A 19,853-nucleotide genomic window follows, 5' to 3' on the forward strand; every position below is an offset into this window, starting at 1 on the left:
GTTGAGATTAACACAAAAAAATTCAGCCTTATATTATGTTTAATAAGAAGAAAAATCACGATAAAGAAGAAAATATAATGAATCCTGAAAACACATCAGAAAACACTACTGAAAACGTAGAAAATGCTGATGCCACTGCAAATGAGACTGAGCAAGCACCGGAATTAACTGCCGAAGAGAAATTGCAGGCAGAGGTTCAACAGCTTAACGATAAATACCTGCGATTATATGCAGAATTCGACAATTACAAACGCCGTACGCAAAAAGAGCGTGTAGAGTTATTACAAACTGCCGGTAAAGATGTGATTGTTTCGCTTTTACCTGTTTTAGATGATTTTGACCGTGCGTTAAAAGCCATGGAAAGCGCTACTGAAGTGGCACCGGTTAAAGAAGGTATTTTATTGGTAAGCAGTAAATTGAAAAATACTTTAGCACAAAAAGGTTTAAAAGATGTAGAAAGCATCAACCAGCCTTTTAACACGGATTTCCATGAGGCTATTACCAATATTCCGGCCCCTACCGAAGATTTAAAGGGTAAGGTTATAGACGAGGTTGAAAAAGGTTATACCTTAAATGAGAATGTGATCCGCTTCGCTAAAGTGGTTGTTGGAGCGTAAAAATTATTATTGAATGATTGAATTTTGAATGATTGAATTGATATTCTTTCATTCCATCACTCAATCATTCAATCATTTTATAAAAAAAGATGAGTAAAAGAGATTATTACGACGTATTGGGCGTAACCAAAAGCGCAGGTGCTGACGAGATCAAGAAAGCTTACCGTAAGATGGCGATCAAATATCACCCCGATAAAAATCCGGGAGATAAAGCGGCTGAAGATAAATTTAAAGAAGCGGCAGAAGCTTACGAAGTTTTAAGCAGCCCCGAAAAGAAACAGCGTTACGATCAGTTCGGCCATGCCGGTGTAGGTAGTAGCGCTTCTGGTGGCTATGGTGGTGGCAATATGAACATGGACGATATCTTCAGTAATTTTGGAGATATTTTTGGCGGGCACAACCCATTCGAAAGCTTTTTTGGCGGCGGTGGTGGTGGCCAGCAACGTGGTGGCCGTCGTGTAGCTAAAGGCACCAACCTCCGTATAAAAGTTAAATTAACCCTTGAAGAAATTGCACATGGTGCTGAAAAGAAAATCAAGGTTAATAAACTAATTGTTTGTAAAACCTGCGATGGTTCTGGAGCAAAAGATAAATCATCAGTAAGTACCTGTGGTACCTGCGGTGGTAGCGGCCAGGTACGCCGGGTAACCAATACCATTTTAGGCCAGATGCAAACTGCATCTACCTGCCCTACCTGTAACGGAAGCGGTCAGCAAATTACTGCAAAATGTAATGTATGCCATGGCGATGGTGTTGTACGCGGCGAAGAAACCATCACCATCAATATCCCTGCAGGTGTAAGTGAAGGCATGCAATTAAGCATGAGCGGCAAAGGAAATGCAGCACCGAATGGTGGCATTCCGGGTGATTTAATTATTTTAATTGAAGAGACTCCACACGAAACCTTAAAACGCGAAGGCAATAACGTAGTTTACGATTTGCATTTAAGTTTTGTTGATGCTGCTTTAGGTATGAGCATCGAAGTACCAACAATTGATGGCAAAGCTAAAATTAAAATTGAGCCAGGTACGCAAAGTGGAAAATTATTGCGTTTAAAAGGCAAAGGTTTACCAGAGGTGAATTCTTACCATAGAGGTGATGAAATCATCCACATCAATATCTGGACACCAAAAGCTTTAAGTAGCGAAGAACGAAATGTTTTAGAGAAATTACGCGAATCGCCAAACTTTAAACCTCAACCAGGTAAAAATGATAAGAGCTTTTTCGAAAGAATGAAAGAGTACTTCGAGTAAGTAATTTTATATAATTGAAAAGCCGATGTTTTTAGCATCGGCTTTTTTGTTTATAATACTAATCTACAAAATTGTTGTAGGCAGAACGCATGCTGTCTTGGTGGCGAACCAGTTCTTCAATATTATAATCGGTTAATTTACCAGATGCAGAAGCATCGCGCATCATTTTTCTTGCAGCAATTAAATAGTCATTTAACCTATCGTTAAAATTTTTAAAATAGCTGTCTTTGCCAGGATATTTGGTTGCATCTGGTGCAGCCATAGCTTCATGTTTATGATGCTGATCCTCAAGGGCCTGATAAGCAGCTTTAGCTTCTATAGATTTATAATTTTTATTACTTGCCATTAATTTGGTAAATGCAGCGGTTGCACTACGGTCATCTTTTAGCGCAAATATGTATTCCTTTAAAGGATGTGTCTTCAAAATTACACGTTCTGCATCATCTCCAATCAGGTTTAATTTGGCCAAAACCAATTCATCATGGTTATAGTATTTTTTACCCATGCTATAAATAGAATCTACCAAGGCTTTTCCTTTAGTTCCCTTATCATCCTTCCAGTCTTCTGCTTTGATATATTCATCTAAAGATTTATACGTTTCTTTGATTTTATCCAATAAACCAGTCATTGCGGTCACATTTTCCTTAAAAAATTTCTGATCATCATTGTTTAAAGCGTTAGGTGGGGTATCAGGCTTTAGCCCGCTTCTATTAAATGTAGGTATCGAAAATGGTTGGATTAAACCAATGAAGGCAAAGCGGTCATTTGGATTTTGCAGTCCTTTTTCAATTTTAATCATGTTATCCTCAATACGTTTGATGTAATCGTTGTTTTTATCTGTAAAACTGACCATCACATTATTATATTCAATAATGGTATTTACATCTTTTTCATCTGCTTCGGCATAAGCAGTTTTAGCATTATCGTCTTTTTTCTTATCGTTTTTACAGGCCGTAAAAGATAGTGTAAGCGCAAGTGCTGTTAATTTTAAGATAGTTTTCATAGTATAATTGTTTTCATAAATCTGATCTCCGATCAGAGCAATTTTTAAACCAAAAAGCTGTAACCAGTTAAGAATTTTATGACATTGACATCTTTTTAGATGTTTACCAATTACACAAACTAATTAGAATTACGGTTACCAAAAATTGTAAACCCTGATTCGATTAATAAAACGCCTTTACAGAAGTTTTTTCAGTAATGTATTCACTTAAGTTCGTCACCCTGAATTTATTTCAGGGTCTAGTCAAGCAAGAAAGATGCTGAAACAAGTTCAGCATGACGAAAGGATAGGAAAAAAGATACTAAATTGACAACTTCATTTTCTGGTTAATCTTACTTTAGGCTTTATAAGTAAAAAAGACACCATTTATTTAAAGCTATCCGCTTATATTGGTATTTCTCTTATCATTTTTATAGCTATATCTAACGGCTCATAAACCTTTCTACCTAATGCCTGTTTCCTATATATGAAATGGAGAATTGGTTGTTCAGGTTTTTATTACCGGGAATGGAAAGAGGTCTTTTATCCGAAAGGTTTGGCGCAAAAAAGCTGGTTTAAGTATTATTGCGAACATTTTAACACCATAGAAATTAATTCCACATTCTACAAAATGCCAACTCAAAAATCGTTCGATAAGTGGTATGATGAAAGTACGGATGATTTCTTATTTACCATTAAGGCTCCACGGCTAATTACGCATTACAAACAGCTCCACGGATGTGAGCAACTTATAGATGCTTTTTACCAGGCTATTCAAATCGGACTAAAGGAAAAGTTAGGTTGTGTACTTTTTCAGTTTCCACCAAAGTTTGATTACAGTAAAGAACGGTTAAATCTATTGATCGAAAATTTAAACCCAGATTTTAAAAATGTAGCAGAATTTCGCCACATCAGTTGGTTTGATGAAGAGATTTATAAAAAGTTAGCTAAAAACAACATTACGTTTAGTGGACAAAGTTATCCTTCTGCTCTACCTGATGATGCAATTCGGAATACAGAAACTATTTATTACCGTTTTCATGGAAAACCTGTTTTGTACAAATCTGAATACGATATTAAAGTGATAAATGATTTTAAAAACCAGATTGGAGATAAGGAGAAAGAGGTTTTTGTGTACTTTAATAATACATGGGGCGTTGGCGCATTACACAATGCAAAACAATTGCAGGAATTGGTGAAATAGGTTCATTTGTAAAGTTAAATGTTACCATCTGACTCCTTCGATCATACTAATAATTTGGGTGAATATTGTTATTTTGTTTTATGAGTGTAAGATGGCAACATCTTACACCACGGTATTTTTTTTGAAACCTGACAATAGTCCAAATTTTTATACCCTTCGCTACCTTGCCAAAACCTACAAACGTAAAAAAATAAACCTGATAGCAATGATATTTCGTTGCACTAAATTAATTTAGCACTAACATTAACGAAATTTAATGGATAGCAGGACTGCAACTCCCAAATAAATACTGTTTCTGCTTTTCAAAAAAATATAAAACAAAAAAATATGCGTGTTGCCGTTATCGATCTTGGAACCAATACCTTCCACTTACTTATTGCTGAAATAGCAGGAAACCAGCCAGAAATTTTATATAAAACCAATGTGCCCGTTAAATTGGGAGAAGGGAGGATTAACGATAACGTTATCATTCCGGCAGCGTTTGAAAGAGGGATTAATTGTCTTCAGGATTTTAGCCGAACTATTGCTGAACATCTGGTAGATGTGGTTAGGGCAACGGCAACTTCAGCCGTTAGGAGTGCAGAAAATGGGAAAGATTTCGTAAATGTAGCAAAAGAAAGAACCGGAATAAGCATCGAAACGATTAGCGGTGACGAAGAAGCCGAATTAATTTATCAAGGCGTAAAACTGAGCGGTGCTATACAGGAACAATCGTTAATTATGGATATTGGTGGCGGTAGTATAGAGTTTATGTTATGCGACACCCAAAATTTGATCTGGAAGAAGAGTTATAACATAGGTGCGGCGAGGTTAATGCAACAATTCTTTAAATCAGACCCGCTTTCTGATGCAGACAAACAGAACATTCTTTTTCATATCCAGGAACAATTGACGGATCTTTTCGAAACCTGCGAAAAATATAAACCACAAATCTTAATTGGCTCGGCCGGTGCATTCGAAACATTTGCCGAATTGGTTACCGGAAAGCATCACCAAAATATAATCATTGAGCAACTAAAAACTTACCAGTTTAACTATGATGATTATATCGACATTGCACTGAAACTGATCAACTCTACACACCAGCAACGCGTAGAAATGCCAGGCATTATTCCCCTGCGCGTTGATATGATTGTAATGGCCGCCTTAATTACAAACTACGTATTAGGAAGAGTAAAAATAAACCGGCTAATGCTCTCTACCTATGATTTAAAAATGGGTGTTCTGGCCAGTCTGATATAAAAAAATGATCTATAACATACTTATCAATCATTAAAAATAGAGCGCAATTTATATTTATTACTTTTTAATCCTATTTTATTAAAAATGAATTCAGGCTAATGATAGGAAACAGCAATCTTTCCTAAGACGACAGATTCTGCTTTGTATGCATAATAATCCTTTTGCTGAACAACTTTATAATCTAAATTAAATGCCACAACGTATTCACTAGCTTCAGCAATTAATTCATTATATTTCCAGTATAAATTGTCATCTATTTTAAATTCATAACGTCCGTTTTTATCGGTTACTGCAGTAAGGTTAGTGCCTTTTAACCTAAGTTTTAAACCCACCATCGGAACTTTGTTATGGCTCGAAAACATAAAGCCGTAGACTTTTCTCAAAATTACAGGTTCGTCGGCTTTTTCTTTCTGGGTATTTTTAGTTGTTTCAAAAAGTTCAACAGGTTTTATTTTCGTTGCTGCCTGCGCGCTATGACTTAAAATACATGCACCAATGGCCAAAACACCCAGATACTTCATCCAGTTTCTGTTTTTTGTTGGAACAACAGTAAGATGATAGTTGAGTTGGTTCAATTGGCTTTGACCCAAACGGCCGCATACAACAGAACCTGCATTTGCCAGCAAATTAATAATTTCGGCATTCGTATAACCCGAAAAATCGATTACATTTTTACTGCAAGCTGTACAGAAATTAAAGCCTTCGCCTTTTTCCATTTCATCCCAGTTCTGTGAACAAGGCTCAGCAATGGTCACTTCGTTAATTTTGTTTTTCATCAGGCTAATTTTCATAGATGATGAAACTTTCAGCTGGATTCCACAAGATGTTTTAAATAAACGTTAATAACTCATTATAAAGCTTTTCCGTTGGTAAGCCCATAACGTTTGTATAAGAGCCTTCTATGCGCTCTACCACAACTATACCCCACCAATCTTGTACACCATAGCTTCCGGCCTTGTCAAAAGGTTTATAATTATCGATATAGAAATCAATCTCCTCTACTGTAACAGCTCTACAATAAACAACGGTACGGTCATAGAATGAATGCATTTTACCTTCCTTAGCAAGCGTTACCCCTGTAAAAACCTCGTGTTTACTGCCAGATAGCTTTTTCAACATTTCCTGTGCGTGTTCCCTATCCGTTGGTTTACCTAAAATTTCACCGTTTAATGCTACAATGGTATCTGCAGTAATCACTATTTCACCATCAGCGGTAAAGGCCCTGGCCTTTTTTTCTGAAATGTAAACGGCTATTTCTGCAGGACTTAAATCTGATGGATAACTTTCATCAACATCCTTCAGTTCGACTTTAAAAGCTAAACCCATAAGGTTTAAAAGTTCTTGTCGACGGGGTGATTTAGAGGCTAAAATAATGGGAGGAAAATTGGCAGGCATATTTTATTTTTTTGCTAAAATAAGAAAAGCGACATAAAGCCGCTTTCTTATTTTTTATTTTTCCAGGATTAGTTATTTCCACCACCTTGTCTACGTTTTTCCATCTCCGCACGTTGCTCTTTTTGCCAGGTTTCGTAAGCTTTTTTCTGATCGTCTGTTAATATTGCAGTTACTTTTGCATCATTATCAGCACGCATTTTTTGTATTTTCTCTCTCATCGCATCTCTATCGCCACCACCTTGCATCTCTTCACGCATTTTTTTCATGGTTTCGGCTTGTTCGGTAAAAACGGTGGTCAGTTTTGTTTTCTGATCATCAGATAACTTTAATTTTTCGTCCAACAGTTTTACTCTTTCATCAGGTTTCATCATCATTCTGCCCGGTCCGCCGCCTTGTTGTGCATTAGCGAAACCAGCTATTCCCAGCATTAATCCGCAAATCATCATTAACTTTTTCATGTTTTTCTTTTGTTGTTTTTGGTCCAAATTGAGCTTATTGGAGTGCAAAAAAAAATGAAAGTTTAACGGCGCCATGTAACTTAGCTGTTGCAGAATAAAATAGATCAATCTTTCAACAATAACACCGGAACATGCGATTTAATGGTTAACTTTTGGGATACACTTTCGTGCAATAAGCCTTCAAAAAAACTATATTTCTTTGGAAGTGCGATAATTAACTGGGCTTCTTCATTTTTAGCAAATTTTACGATTCCTTTAATGGTATCGGGATGATCAGCGTAGTGGTATGAAGGTGAAAAATCTTTGAGCATTTCGTGTAAAATCTGTTCCTCCTGTAGGCTAACAGCATGACCAGAATTGATATTGAGCACCAAAAGTGTTAAGGCATGTTTGTTTAAGATATTTTTTAGCGCCTGCATAGGTACTACCTCTTTTACCTTTTTAAAATCGCATGCTAAAATAGCTTTACGGATCGATTGATAGTCAGCTTTAGGTGGTACAACCAAAACAGGAACCGGGCTTGATTTAGAAATTTTAATCGCATTAGAACCAATATCACTTTCGTCTTTGGCTTTCTTACCATTACTACCGATAATAATAACTTCAATCTCTTCCCTATTCACCCGATCGATTATTGATCTCAATAAGGTTTCCCTACTTAAAGCAACCTCTATTTCGGCCATGGGATTGATTTCCAACATTTTTGACTTCAGTTTTTCGAGTGCTTCGAGCCTTTTGGTAATTTCGTCGGCGATATTTTCATCAGTAGTAATGATCATATCAGGGGTAGGAAGAATGCTCTCGTATTCGGAAACGTAATAAGCATTAAGCAGTATAATTTTTGAGTTCGTCATAGCGAAACTCAACCTGGCCGCATATTTCGCAGCATGATCAGCTGTTTTAGAAAAATCGACAGGTACAAGGTATGTACTCATACGATTAAAAATTATGTTTTTACATCTATAAATTAATCAATCGATTGATTAATTTATAGATGTAAATCTCGCATATTATCTGATGTATTGCAAATTTTTGAACTGAAGATTTATAACGAGAACGTCATTCTGTTTCTTGGTATCGTCATTTCGACTGAAGTGAAACAGAACGGAGAAATCTATTATTAAGTTATTTCTTGAAAATACTTGTAGAGAGATCCTTCTACTACGCTCAGGATGTACAAGCGCGGAAGGAGTAATAACAATGCTCTACTCGCAATTACCAATGAACTAATGACAAGTGACCAATAACCTATTTCCCCGAATCGGAAGCATTCGGATTTTCATCGAACCACCTACCCTGTACTTTCATTACTTTTTCGATAATATCACGCACAGCGGTTTTGCCGCCGTTATATGGAGAAATGAATGTAGATATCGCTTTTATTTCTTCTACAGCATCGGCTGGGCATGTTGGAAGCCCTACGAGTTTCATTACTTTTAAATCAGGGATATCGTCGCCCATATAAAGCACTTCTCCTGCAGTGATATTCTTATCTCGAAGATATTGATTAAAAATGGCAACCTTATCCCCTGTTCCAAGGAAAACATCGGTTATACCCAGATTAAAGAAACGCTTGCCCATCGCAATACCATCTCCACCAGATATAATACAGATGTTATAGCCTTTTTTAACAGCTAATTGCATGGCATAACCATCTTTAATGTTAAAAGTGCGCAACGACTGGCCATTATCAGTAACCTGAACAGATCCATCGGTAAGCACACCATCTACATCAAAAATGAAAGTGGTAATCTCTTTTAATTTCTGAAGAAACATTGGCGCGTTTGGCGATTAGGGTTAAGCGCTCGGTGCCGACTCAGGACTGAGGACTCCGAACTCAAGACTAGTTACTGATTATCTCTCCATTCGTAAACCCAGGCAGATTGAATTTGCTCCAAATGGCCTTCGGTACTTTCTTCGCGGGTTCCTTTAAAGTTAGGCAATGATAAAACCCAATCTAAAAGTTCGGTAAAGCGAACGCGGTAGATTTTGGCTTCTGTAAAATCATCGCCAAATTTCTCATATAAAGACATGGCGATATCTTCATAATCGTTCCAGTAAAAAGGTAAAGCAAATTTATCGTTATTCATGTTTTGTTCGTTTGTTGTTGTAAAGTTGAAATGTTTAATGCTGTAAAGTTCAGACTCCCGACTAAGGACTCTAGACTCCGGACTTACTAGTGCCCCATAAAACCAGACTGATCTGGAATGGTCACTTCGATATCGCCGTTGATTACCACACACTGGCAACCTAAACGCGAAGTAATTTTCGGACGAACAGCCCTATCGATAAAATCTTCTTCTTTATCAGAAATCTCTTCGATATTATCCATTCCCTTGGTTACATACACATGGCAGGTACTGCAACCACAAACACCTCCACAGTTGTGTTGTAATTCGATTCCATTATCCAGGCAAACATCTAAAACAGATTCACCAGCTGCTATTGGCAATTCAATAGATTCGTGATCTGCTTCTTCAAAATTTATTTTCAGTTTAAAAATGCTCATAATTATTTTGCAAAAGTAATAAGCAAAAGCCGTAATTATGCTATTTCAGCGTTAATTTTATGCTATTGCTCAGTGTTTGATAAATGTTCTGCAATTCGGGCATATCGATTAACATGCTCAAGTGCTTATTTAAAGTATTTTCATCAGCCCTTATTGCTGGACCGGTTTGCACATTTTCGGGCAGGTTACTCATTACCTTATCGGCTGTCTCTGCAATTAAAGGCCTCATAATGTCGAAATCCAAACCATTCTGATTTAAAATTTTATTGGCCAAAGCGTACAGGTGATTCGGAAAATTACAGGCAAATACTGCAGCAAGGTGTAGCACTTTCCGCTTCTCGCCATTTAGCTCATGCACCTCTCTGCTCATTTTAGCAGCGAGATTTTTTAAAATCGTTAATTGATTTTCATCATTTGCTTCGATACACAGCGGAATGTTTTCAAATGAAACTTCTTTATCTTTTGAGAAAGTTTGCAAAGGATAAAAAACACCAGCCTTCTTAACTTGTGATGATAAAATATTAATATCGGTAGTGCCAGAGGTATGTACCACCAGGCCGGTTACATGTTTTAATGATTTGGCAACGCTTTCAATCGCATCATCTTTTACCGAGATAATATATAAATCAGCATTTTGCTTAATTTCATTTAAATCTCCGATGGCTTCAGTTGCAATCGATTGTGCCAATAAGGTTGCATTATCCAGGTTTTGACTGTACACCTGCACGATCTCTTCGCCCTTGCTTTTTAAAGCTTTTGCTAAATGTGTGGCAACATTTCCAGAACCTAATAAAACAATTTTCATGATTTATGCGCCTTTGGCCTCTTTTCTCCTTCTAAAAATTGAAAGTAAGAAACCCACAACCATTACGATGGTACCAGCCCAGTATAAATTGATGAAAGGAAATTCAATTGCTTTAAAAACAACCCAATCTTTAGCTTGTTGAGGTTTTTCAAAAATCTGAAGTTCTACTTTTTTCTCCTCTGGTAATACTCTTGAAAAACGGAATTTTAGATCCAGTTCATCTATTTTACGAGCAAAATCGAAAGTATTGTTTCCTTTAATTAAGAAAATAGGCTCTGTATTATAAACTTTTCCAGCAGCATTTACCTCTAGTGGCAACCCCACAGCATAATCTCCTTGAGCCAAGGCTAAATCTTTGGCGGTAGGTTTTCTATCTAAATCTTTAACTGTAACCACACCACTCGAAGTATGAATGGTATCGCCTACTGAAACCTTAACAATGCGCGGTGCTTTATAATTTTCATCATCAGAATGTCCTTCATGATCGTCATGAGCAGTTTGTTTAACTGCTGCACTGGTAATGTGCGTGTACACATCGTAAGTAAGGTAATGTTTAGTATCAGGAGAAGCAATTAAACCCATTTTTTCATTATCCTGAGTATGAGGGTGCAAATTGAAATCTTCTTTAACCATACCGTCTTTATCTACAACCTTAAAATTAAGCGTATAAAAAGTATTCGGGGCCTGAGTGGTATCGCTCACATAAGTTACCGTGTACTTGCCCATTTGTTTAGGCTCATTCTTATACAACATAATGTTTTCGCCAGGTTTCTCTGTTTTCTCAAAATCCTTTACCGGAATAAAATTATTCGCATTAATAGATAAAGGTTTGTTAGTAGCGGCAGAAATTAGCGCCCCCAAAACCAGGAAAGCAAAACCGATGTGTGCAATCGCCGATCCGGCCAGTTTTACCTTGCCACCGAAAGCCTGGTACAATACGCTAGCATTTGAAAGCACTGCAAACAAACAACTAAAAGTAATCAGGATGTACATGGTATTGGTATAAATATGAGTAACATATACCACACCTGCTGTTAATACGGTTGAAAAGATAATTACAGATATCAGGCTGCTATAAAATTTGCGTGAATCTGTTCTTTTGTATTTTAAATATTGAGAGAAACCCGAGATCAGGGTGATTAATACGGCGAAAGGTGCCTGCCATTGATTATAGTATTTTACCGCATCAATTGGAGGAGAAAAGTTAGTTCCAAAGGCTTTGTTAAATACAGGGACCGAAGTGGAGAAGATCACCTGGATACAAGCAATGGTTACCACTAAGGCGCCAATAAACATCCAGAATTCGCGCGAATAGGTTTCTTCATCTTTGGTTGTAATCGGTAATTCTTTCCACCGCTTGATAATCAAAGCAACAGCCAAAACCGCGAATACCACATTGTATAAAATCAAATGTCCAAACATGCCCATATCGGTGAATGAGTGTACAGATGTATCGCCCAGAATACCACTACGGGTTAAGAATGATGCATAAAGCACCAATAAAAAGCTTAGAAATACGAGGGCAATTGCAGTAAAATAAGCATGACCAGTATTTTTATAAGCAATCATAACGTGTACGGCACCAATTAAGGTTAACCATGGAATTAAAGAAGCATTTTCTACAGGATCCCATGCCCAGAAACCGCCAAAGTTTAGCGCTTCGTAAGCCCAGAAAGAACCCATAATAATACCCGTACCCAAAACCATCACTGCAAAAAGCGTCCATGGCATAGCTGGTTTAATCCATTCTTTATATCTTTTTTGCCACAAAGCCGCAATTCCATAGGCAAAAGGCACAATCATACTGGCAAAACCTAGAAATAAGGTTGGTGGGTGAATTACCATCCAATAGTTTTGCAACAATGGATTTAATCCTTTTCCATCGGTTATGAACTTTAGGTAATTTTTGTAATTTTCTGGATTTGCAAAAACAACTGGTGCCTGTGCTTTTAAATCCATTGCATCTCTTAACAGGATAAATGGAGAACTTCCGATACGCTCGCCAAATATTTCTACACCCAAAAGCATGGAGGTTAAAAATACCTGAGAGAAAGCGACAACTGTCATAACAGGGTTTTCCCAGGTTTTAGCTTTCCAGATTAATAAGGTACCTAAAAAGGATTGCCAGAAAGCCCAAAGCCAAAAACTACCTTCCTGTCCTTCCCAGAAGGAAGATATAATATAGTAAACGGGAAGTTGCTTTGAAGAATGGGACTGGACATAATAATATTCAAAATAATGGCCCAATACCAGGTAGAACAAAATGACGCCAATACCGATAATACTGGCAAAATTAACCAGGTAGCCAATACGGCCTAAGTTACGCCAAGATTTATCTTCTAAATTTTTATCGCGACTGGCAAAAAAATACGATATCGTAGATAGTAATGATGCACTAAAAGCCAGTACAATAAAAAACTGTCCGATTTTACCTGGCAACAGGTGTTCGCCTACAAATTGAATATCCATTAAAATTAGTTATATTTTTTCTCGCCGTACTTACCTACGGTGTCTACTTTGCCATCTTTATTAATCTCTACCAGATTATCATTATACTTAGAAGGGCATTTCATCAAAATTTTCGATGCGTAGAATTTGTCCTTATCCATTTTACCAATAAGCACTAATTTTTCTGATTTTTCGAAATCCTGTGGTTTAGTACCTGCATAAATGACCTCTCTCACTTCTCCTTTTTCATCTTTCATGTGAAATGAAAAATGGTTCGCATCTTTTTCCGCATCATAATAAGTACCCATTGATTTTACCCAATAGCCCATAACATGCTCCTCTTTCTCAGAAAGGGTGGCCTGTTTAAAATTAGAATAGGTATCTGTATTTGCGTTTAAGCTAAATAAAATTCCTACAGAAATTGCGATGGTAATTAATCCAATGATTGCACTTTTCTTCATGGTTATACTTGTTGTAAAAGCTGGCAACAAAGATAGAAAAATAGGCTTAGCCAGCATTCTTTTACATTTTTCTTGTCTTTATATTGACAATCACCTGATTTTTGATGGGAAATATTTTTTCTAAAGCCCATATTTATAATTAATCTAATGAAACTTTTAAATCATTTAAAAGTTTATATTGAAATTATTAAGTTTGGCCTTTCAGATAATCATTCCTTTTACAGTCTACAGTAAAACATTAACCGGATTAACATGAACTTGAAACAGTTTTATAAGCTTTTGCTATTTATCTTTTTAATACCCGTTTTAAGCTCCTGCTTTGAGGTAATTGAAGAAATTTCAATGAAAAATGATGGTACAGGCGATGTTACTTTAACTATAAACCTAAGTCAAAGTAAAACCAAAGTAGCTTCTGTAATGCTGTTAGATAGTGTACAAGGCTATAAAGTACCTAGTAAACAGAAAATACAGCAAGAATTAAACGAAGCTGTGTCTTATTTAAAAAAATCAGAAGGTATTTCCAATGTAAAAAGCACAAGCGATTTCAATAACTACATTGCAACCATTAGCTTTTCCTTTAAAGATGTTTCAAATATCAATAACATCACCAAAAATATTCTTGCCCGGCAAAAAATAAAGGCGACCAATACTTCATCTTATACCTATAATAAGGCCACAAAAACCTTTAGCCGGAAATATCAGGCAATAGGCACTGCCAAAACAGAATTCAATAAATTAAAAGCCAAAGACAAAGCGGTTTTTAACGGTGCAACCTATACCAGCATTTACCGTTTCGAATCTGTTGTAACAAGTAGTAGCAATCCGGCATCAAATGTATCAAAATCTAAAAAAGCAGTAATGCTAAAAAGCAGCATCACGGATTTAATCAACGCCAAAATTAACGTATCTAATACTATCCAACTATCTAAATAAAATTATCCTGGTCTTTTGTCGCACGGACAAACCCCCAGGGCTCATCTCTAAAAAATCTATCTAAATGAAAAAAATTCTAATTGCCCTTTCCCTATTTTTATCTTTCAATTTGATCAAGGCGCAGGATTTGGTCAAGAAAATCCCTTCAAATGCTTTCACAGTCGCTACCATAAAAGGCGATAATGTTTTTAAACTCATGTTCGTAAAAGATTTCAACGAATCTTTTGTAGGCAAGAAATTATTGACGGAAACCTCTAAATCTCTGGATAAAAATTTCACCAGTATCGAAGATTTCGGCATTAACCTGGAGAAAAATATGTATTACTTTAACCAGTTGAGCGATAGTATTACGTACAACTGTTTTCTGATTCCGATAAAAGACGCCAATAAATTTGAAAGCCTGATTGAAAACAAAGAGAAAAAATTTACCCAACAGGGCGATATCCGTACAATGGTTTTGCCTGATAGCACAAGTATCATCAAATGGAACAACAACATGCTTTATTTTGTAACAGGAAGCATTAAAAGTTCATTTTTTGCCGATTCTGCCAAATCTGCCCGTTATGGAATTAAAGATATCAGGTTTATGCGTGACGATGCCATGGCTACGGATAGTGTAGCTGTTGATTCTGCCTATGCAACAACAGAAGCGCCTATGGTGGAGGCAGTTGATGCACCACCAATTGTTGAAAAAGTAAAAGTGCAGAAAAAACCTGCAGTTAAAAAAAACACCAAAAAGCCGGTTAGCAGAAAAAAATCAGGCAAAAAGAAAAATACCAAGAAAGCTAAAAATACAGCTAAAACCAATCCAGATTTTGATTATTCCACGACATCCGTAACCGATACCACGGGTGATATGACTCCCCCCGACAGCATTATCGACGAACAATACGATACCTATCAGCAGGAACGTGCAGAACAGGACGCCAAGAAAAAAAGACTAGCTTTTACCTGGATGACTGCTCAGTCCGATCATATTTTCAACGGCACTTACCAATCTATTGAGACAAATAAATCTTATACCTCAAGTTTGGATAACAAAGCCATTGCAGAGCTTTGGGTATCGAGTCTGCAGGATGTTTACAATTCAATTGCGCCAGAATTTGGCACCTATGGTAAAGCAGGCTTAATGAAAGGTTATGGCAGCTTAAACGCCAAACTTTTTATGGACGACAAAAGTTTCCGCATCTCAACAGGAATGGAATTATCGCAGGAACAAGCAGATTCCTATAAAAAAATCCTGAACAGAAAGTTAAACAAAAAGTTTTTGAAATATGTGAACAGCGAAAAAGCACTTGGCTTTATGAGCTATTCTATCGACACCAAAGCTTATCTGGAAGAATTCCCTAAATTATTAAAACAAACTTATGGGTCTTTTATGGGGGCTAAAATGGATGAAGAAATGAACCTTGGCGCTGATCTGATTTCTCTTTTGTTAGATGAAGAAGCAGTTAGCAAAGTAATTAAGGGAGACGCCTTATTTGTAATTAATGGGTTAAATACAAAAGAAGTTACGTACACTTCTTATGAGTACGACGACGATTACAATCAGAAAGAAGTAACAAAAACAAAAAATGAAACTTTACCTGATTTCCTTTTCATGTTTTCTTCTGAAGATACCAGATTGATCAATAAACTGATTAAATATGGTGTAAACAAAAAACTGGTAAGTGCAGAGGGTAACATTTACAAAATAATGGAAAAGAAGAGCCCTATTGATATTTATTTCCAGATTAAAGATGGCATTGTGTTTTTTGGGAATTCGTTAACAGAAATGCAGGGCATTCAAAACAATCAGTACAGCAGCAATAAATTAAGTAAAATTCATAAGCAGCTATTGAGCCAAAACAATTTCAGCTTTTTATTTAATGCCCAAAACCTGGTAGGCAAAGTACCCGCTTCTGAAATTGGTGGCGAGGAAACGGCTAAAAAATTCAACAGCACTTTAGAAAAAATGGGTAATGTATATATGAAATCTAACCCGGTTAAGGGCAGATTGGTTTCAGCAGATATCAGCGCAGAAATTCCGAACGGACATGAAAATGCATTGAAATATTTGTTCTCGTTAATTGAAAATGCGGCGAAGTAGTTAGGTAGAGGCTTTAAAGGTTGAACGCTCTAAGGTTGAAATGTTGCAAAGTTTGAATGTTTCAATTACCAGTATACTAATGACGGGTGAACGAATAAACCAATTTACAGTTAACCGATTTAAACCATTAACCGATTAACCTTATTATGGTGAAATTTTTAAAAATAACAGCAGCGATACTTGTATTGCTGCTTCTTTTTTATTTTGGCTTTTTTAAATACAGGCAAATCCAGGCCAATAAAATATTAATTCCTTCAAATACTCAAACTTTATTAAAAATAAACGTGGATGAGTTATATAAAACCATTGCGGTTAGTTACCTTAAACACCCCGGTCAATATGATGGAGCAGACAGGAAAGGAATTAAGGAAAAGGTTAATGATTTAAATACAGGCTTAAAAATTCCTGCCAACATTTATATCTACGCTTTAAAAGGAACGATTCAAAATACTTTTTTTACGCGTTTCGAAATAGCAGATAGTTTGGCCTTTAACCGCTTTGTACTGAAAAAACTCTCCCTAATAAAAAAAGACAGTAATTTCTTCCAATCAGCCGACTCAACAGTTTGCCTGTTGTTGAATAAAACAACTGTAGCGCTAGCATTTACACCTAAAAAGGAACCGGTAAAAAAGGTGCTGGAAGAAATATTGGCTCAGAAAAACATGGTTAAAATTAGCGATAGCAAGTTTGAGCAAATGGCAGGGCTTTCCGATCACTTGTCTTTTCAAAATGCAGAAAATTTAAGCAAGATTAATTTTAACGATGGAAAAATTGCTTTGCATAGTGAATTGGTAAACAAGTGGTTCGAACCCACTGATCAACCTAAACACCGGATTTTAAATCCAGAAAGTACGGTGAGTATGTGGTTAAACGGGAAGTTTAAACCTACTTTGTCTAAAAAAAATGCAGCTGTAAGTCTTTCTCTACTTTCAAAAGATAGTTTTTTCAGATTTTACAAAGATTACGTGGATTTTGAATGGACAAACACCATTACGCAGGTAGATACCATTGTTGGCTATGAATACAATGATGACTTTGAGCAGGTGGAGAAAAAAATACTTCAAAACCGGAAGATTCCCTCAATTACTATAAATCTAAATGCCGACGATAAAGAAGTGAGTACTTATCTTAAATCGCTAGGTGCATTAGATCAATCTACCGGAAAGATTAGCAGCGCAATGATTCCTTTATACCAATTTTATTTTAAAGGCAGTAATGGTAATGTTCAATTAAGTACAGTTCAAAGCGCTAAACCCGATTTGAAAAGGGCATCATCTGACGACTTCTTTTATTTTAAAGTTGATTTTAAAAAATTGATCAATCAAACATCCATACCCTTAATTGCAGATAAACTGGGTACTTTTAGTCAGCTGGAGATCAAAGCAAAAAGTATAGAAAAAGACAAAATCAAACTAGAATCGGAACTTTTATTTTTAAATGAGGATAGTAACGCCTTGATCCAACTTTTAAAAGTGTTTAAAAATGGATTCAATAATTCATTAAATTTTAATTTCAATGTTGATATTCCGGCAAACAAGTAAGTATTTCCTGCAGATTCAAGGTGATTTACGCAGAGTATTGTGATCTTTTATGTTATTCTTATAAATCATACAAGTCGTTCGATAGGCTACGATTGACAGATTTCAATAGAGTGGTCGTCGTTCCCGCGCAGGCTGGAATCTTAAAGCGCTTGCATTACGATTCCCAATCAAGTTGGGAATGACGCCCCTCATAAGCTAACATTTGCAAGATTAAGATGGTTTCGCGGTAACGAAATTAGTCAACAAAAAAACCTTACAGTTCTAAAATCTGTAAGGTTTTTTTTTATTTACCGTTGAGGGAAAGCCTTAAACCTTCTGCCTTCCTACCCCAGGCCTTATTACGGCCAAACGCCTAAGTTCATGTAAGAAACCGCAATTTTATCGATTGAATTTACAAAAGCAGCAGTTCTTAACGTTTGTGTACCCGGTTTAGTCATTAAAGTTTCGCGGATTTCGTGGTAAGAATGGATCATGGTATCTTCTAATCCAGAGTTAACCAGTTCCATTTCAGATGCGCCTTTAACAATCATTAAACGGTGCTCCGGAAGAATCGTTTTACCGGTTAGGTTTTCTAAAGTGTTGATCAGATTAGCATTTGAGTTAGCTGCATAACGGTTCTCCATACGACCAAAAGCCACGTGCGAAAGGTTTTTCAACCATTCGAAATAAGAAACCGTAACACCACCAGCATTACAATACATATCAGGAATAATGATACCACCCATTTCTGTAAAAATGGCTTCAGCTTCTGGCGTAGTTGGTCCGTTGGCACCTTCAGCAATAATTTTTGCTTTAATATTGCGGATATTAAGCTCTGTAAACTGGTTTTCTAAAGCTGCGGGAACAATGATATCGCAATCTTGCTCTAAACCTTCCATTGAATTTTTAAAGCTGGTAGCCCCAGGAAAATCTAAAATTGAACCCGTGTTTTTACGGTGTGCAAAAACCTCATCAACATTTAGTCCGTTAGGGTTGTAAATAGCACCTTCAAACTCACAAAGACCAACAATAGTTGCACCAAATTCGGCCAGGAATTTAGCAGAGTGATAACCCACATTACCTAAACCTTGAACAATTACTCTTTTATCGCCCAAACCAGCTTTAAAGCCAATTTTAGCCATATCTTCTGCAACTTCAACGCACTCACGTACAGCATAAGCTACCCCACGGCCTGTAGCCTCTTTACGACCACGGATACCGTGTAAAGCAATTGGCTTACCGGTAACACAACCCAATGCATCAAGCTGACCTGGGTTCATGGTCATATAAGTATCGGCTATCCAGCTCATTTCGCGTTCGCCAGATCCATAATCAGGGGCAGGAACATCAATACCAGGGCCAATAAAGTTTTTCTTAATTAATTCTGTAGTATAACGACGGGTAATGGTTTCTAACTCTGCAACACTATATTGTTTAGTGTTGATTTTAATACCACCTTTTGCACCACCAAACGGAACATTAACAATGGCACATTTGTAAGTCATTAGGGCAGCAAGCGCCATAACCTCATCTTCGTTTACCATTTCACTGTAACGGATACCACCTTTTGTAGGGCTCATGTGGTGAGAATGCTCCACGCGCCAGGCATCAATTACTTCAAAACCATTTCCACGGCGGATTGGGAACTGGAAACGATATACACTATTACATGTTTTAATCTGGTTCAATAAACCTTCTGGATGATTGGTGAATTGAGCCGCACTGTCAAAGTTTTTACAAACATCTGCAAAGAACTTGTTCTCGTCTGCTAGATTAGCCATTATTTATTTTTTATATTGAATAAGTTTTCAGTGCAAAATTGCCTAAAAAAACTGCACATATCCAAATGCAAAAATACTTAGTGTACAGCTAACACCACCCTATTCAGGCTTTGGAACAGGTTTTATACCGTTTATACAAAACTGTTCAAAAACAAT

At 36.6% G+C, this 19,853-nt stretch carries 19 protein-coding genes; 7 read left to right on the top strand and 12 right to left on the bottom strand.

What is annotated here, in order from left to right; genetic code table 11:
- Positions 1 to 35 precede the first annotated feature (35 nt).
- Positions 36 to 617, top strand: a complete 582-nt coding sequence (locus OQX63_RS07380; protein WP_265850256.1) for a nucleotide exchange factor GrpE — start codon at positions 36 to 38, stop codon at positions 615 to 617.
- Between the two features lie 89 nt (positions 618 to 706).
- Entirely contained in the window at positions 707 to 1,870 is a 1,164-nt protein-coding gene (dnaJ, locus tag OQX63_RS07385; RefSeq protein WP_265850257.1) for a molecular chaperone DnaJ, read from the top strand.
- Between the two features lie 58 nt (positions 1,871 to 1,928).
- Here dnaJ and OQX63_RS07390 read toward each other — a convergent pair whose 3' ends face one another.
- On the bottom strand, positions 1,929 to 2,873 hold the full coding sequence (locus OQX63_RS07390) for a hypothetical protein (RefSeq protein WP_265850258.1): 945 nt from the start codon (positions 2,871 to 2,873) through the stop codon (positions 1,929 to 1,931).
- A gap of 466 nt (positions 2,874 to 3,339) precedes the next feature.
- Here OQX63_RS07390 and OQX63_RS07395 point away from each other — a divergent pair, with 466 nt between their 5' ends.
- Complete coding sequence (locus OQX63_RS07395) at positions 3,340 to 4,056, top strand: DUF72 domain-containing protein (RefSeq protein ID WP_265850259.1); 717 nt, start codon at positions 3,340 to 3,342, stop codon at positions 4,054 to 4,056.
- Between the two features lie 327 nt (positions 4,057 to 4,383).
- Positions 4,384 to 5,298, top strand: coding sequence for an exopolyphosphatase (locus OQX63_RS07400; protein WP_265850260.1), 915 nt, complete (start codon positions 4,384 to 4,386; stop codon positions 5,296 to 5,298).
- Between the two features lie 95 nt (positions 5,299 to 5,393).
- Here the strand turns inward: OQX63_RS07400 and OQX63_RS07405 are convergent, their stop codons facing one another.
- From OQX63_RS07405 to OQX63_RS07450, 10 genes are all read right to left on the bottom strand, one after another.
- Positions 5,394 to 6,074 (bottom strand): hypothetical protein, encoded by a 681-nt coding sequence (locus tag OQX63_RS07405; RefSeq protein ID WP_265850261.1) that lies wholly within the window; start codon positions 6,072 to 6,074, stop codon positions 5,394 to 5,396.
- Between the two features lie 52 nt (positions 6,075 to 6,126).
- A complete protein-coding gene (locus OQX63_RS07410; RefSeq protein ID WP_265850262.1) occupies positions 6,127 to 6,693 on the bottom strand; it encodes a Maf family protein in 567 nt (188 codons plus the stop codon).
- 68 nt (positions 6,694 to 6,761) lie between these two features.
- Entirely contained in the window at positions 6,762 to 7,151 is a 390-nt protein-coding gene (locus OQX63_RS07415) for a Spy/CpxP family protein refolding chaperone (protein ID WP_265850263.1), read from the bottom strand.
- A 104-nt stretch (positions 7,152 to 7,255) separates the two neighbouring features.
- Complete coding sequence (locus tag OQX63_RS07420) at positions 7,256 to 8,086, bottom strand: universal stress protein (protein ID WP_265850264.1); 831 nt, start codon at positions 8,084 to 8,086, stop codon at positions 7,256 to 7,258.
- Between the two features lie 313 nt (positions 8,087 to 8,399).
- Positions 8,400 to 8,927, bottom strand: coding sequence for a KdsC family phosphatase (locus tag OQX63_RS07425; protein WP_265850265.1), 528 nt, complete (start codon positions 8,925 to 8,927; stop codon positions 8,400 to 8,402).
- Between the two features lie 71 nt (positions 8,928 to 8,998).
- Entirely contained in the window at positions 8,999 to 9,241 is a 243-nt protein-coding gene (iscX, locus tag OQX63_RS07430; protein ID WP_265850266.1) for a Fe-S cluster assembly protein IscX, read from the bottom strand.
- Between the two features lie 86 nt (positions 9,242 to 9,327).
- Positions 9,328 to 9,660, bottom strand: a complete 333-nt coding sequence (locus tag OQX63_RS07435; RefSeq protein WP_025143142.1) for a 2Fe-2S iron-sulfur cluster-binding protein — start codon at positions 9,658 to 9,660, stop codon at positions 9,328 to 9,330.
- 40 nt (positions 9,661 to 9,700) lie between these two features.
- The gene (locus OQX63_RS07440) at positions 9,701 to 10,465 is read right to left on the bottom strand and encodes a Rossmann-like and DUF2520 domain-containing protein (protein ID WP_265850267.1); all 765 of its coding nucleotides are present in this window, start codon (positions 10,463 to 10,465) and stop codon (positions 9,701 to 9,703) included.
- Between the two features lie 3 nt (positions 10,466 to 10,468).
- Entirely contained in the window at positions 10,469 to 12,934 is a 2,466-nt protein-coding gene (locus OQX63_RS07445; RefSeq protein ID WP_265850268.1) for a heme lyase CcmF/NrfE family subunit, read from the bottom strand.
- A gap of 5 nt (positions 12,935 to 12,939) precedes the next feature.
- Positions 12,940 to 13,374, bottom strand: a complete 435-nt coding sequence (locus OQX63_RS07450; protein WP_265850269.1) for a cytochrome c maturation protein CcmE — start codon at positions 13,372 to 13,374, stop codon at positions 12,940 to 12,942.
- A 252-nt stretch (positions 13,375 to 13,626) separates the two neighbouring features.
- Here OQX63_RS07450 and OQX63_RS07455 point away from each other — a divergent pair, with 252 nt between their 5' ends.
- From OQX63_RS07455 to OQX63_RS07465, 3 genes are all read left to right on the top strand, one after another.
- Positions 13,627 to 14,307 (top strand): hypothetical protein, encoded by a 681-nt coding sequence (locus tag OQX63_RS07455; protein WP_265850270.1) that lies wholly within the window; start codon positions 13,627 to 13,629, stop codon positions 14,305 to 14,307.
- 64 nt (positions 14,308 to 14,371) lie between these two features.
- Complete coding sequence (locus tag OQX63_RS07460) at positions 14,372 to 16,396, top strand: hypothetical protein (protein WP_265850271.1); 2,025 nt, start codon at positions 14,372 to 14,374, stop codon at positions 16,394 to 16,396.
- 146 nt (positions 16,397 to 16,542) lie between these two features.
- On the top strand, positions 16,543 to 17,937 hold the full coding sequence (locus OQX63_RS07465) for a hypothetical protein (protein WP_265850272.1): 1,395 nt from the start codon (positions 16,543 to 16,545) through the stop codon (positions 17,935 to 17,937).
- A 338-nt stretch (positions 17,938 to 18,275) separates the two neighbouring features.
- On the opposite strand, the gene OQX63_RS07470 is transcribed toward OQX63_RS07465, so the two are convergent.
- Positions 18,276 to 19,697, bottom strand: a complete 1,422-nt coding sequence (locus OQX63_RS07470) for a Glu/Leu/Phe/Val family dehydrogenase (protein WP_265850273.1) — start codon at positions 19,695 to 19,697, stop codon at positions 18,276 to 18,278.
- Positions 19,698 to 19,853 lie beyond the last annotated feature (156 nt).

The sequence above is a fragment of the Pedobacter sp. PF22-3 genome (assembly GCF_026239555.1).
GTDB lineage: Bacteria > Bacteroidota > Bacteroidia > Sphingobacteriales > Sphingobacteriaceae > Pedobacter.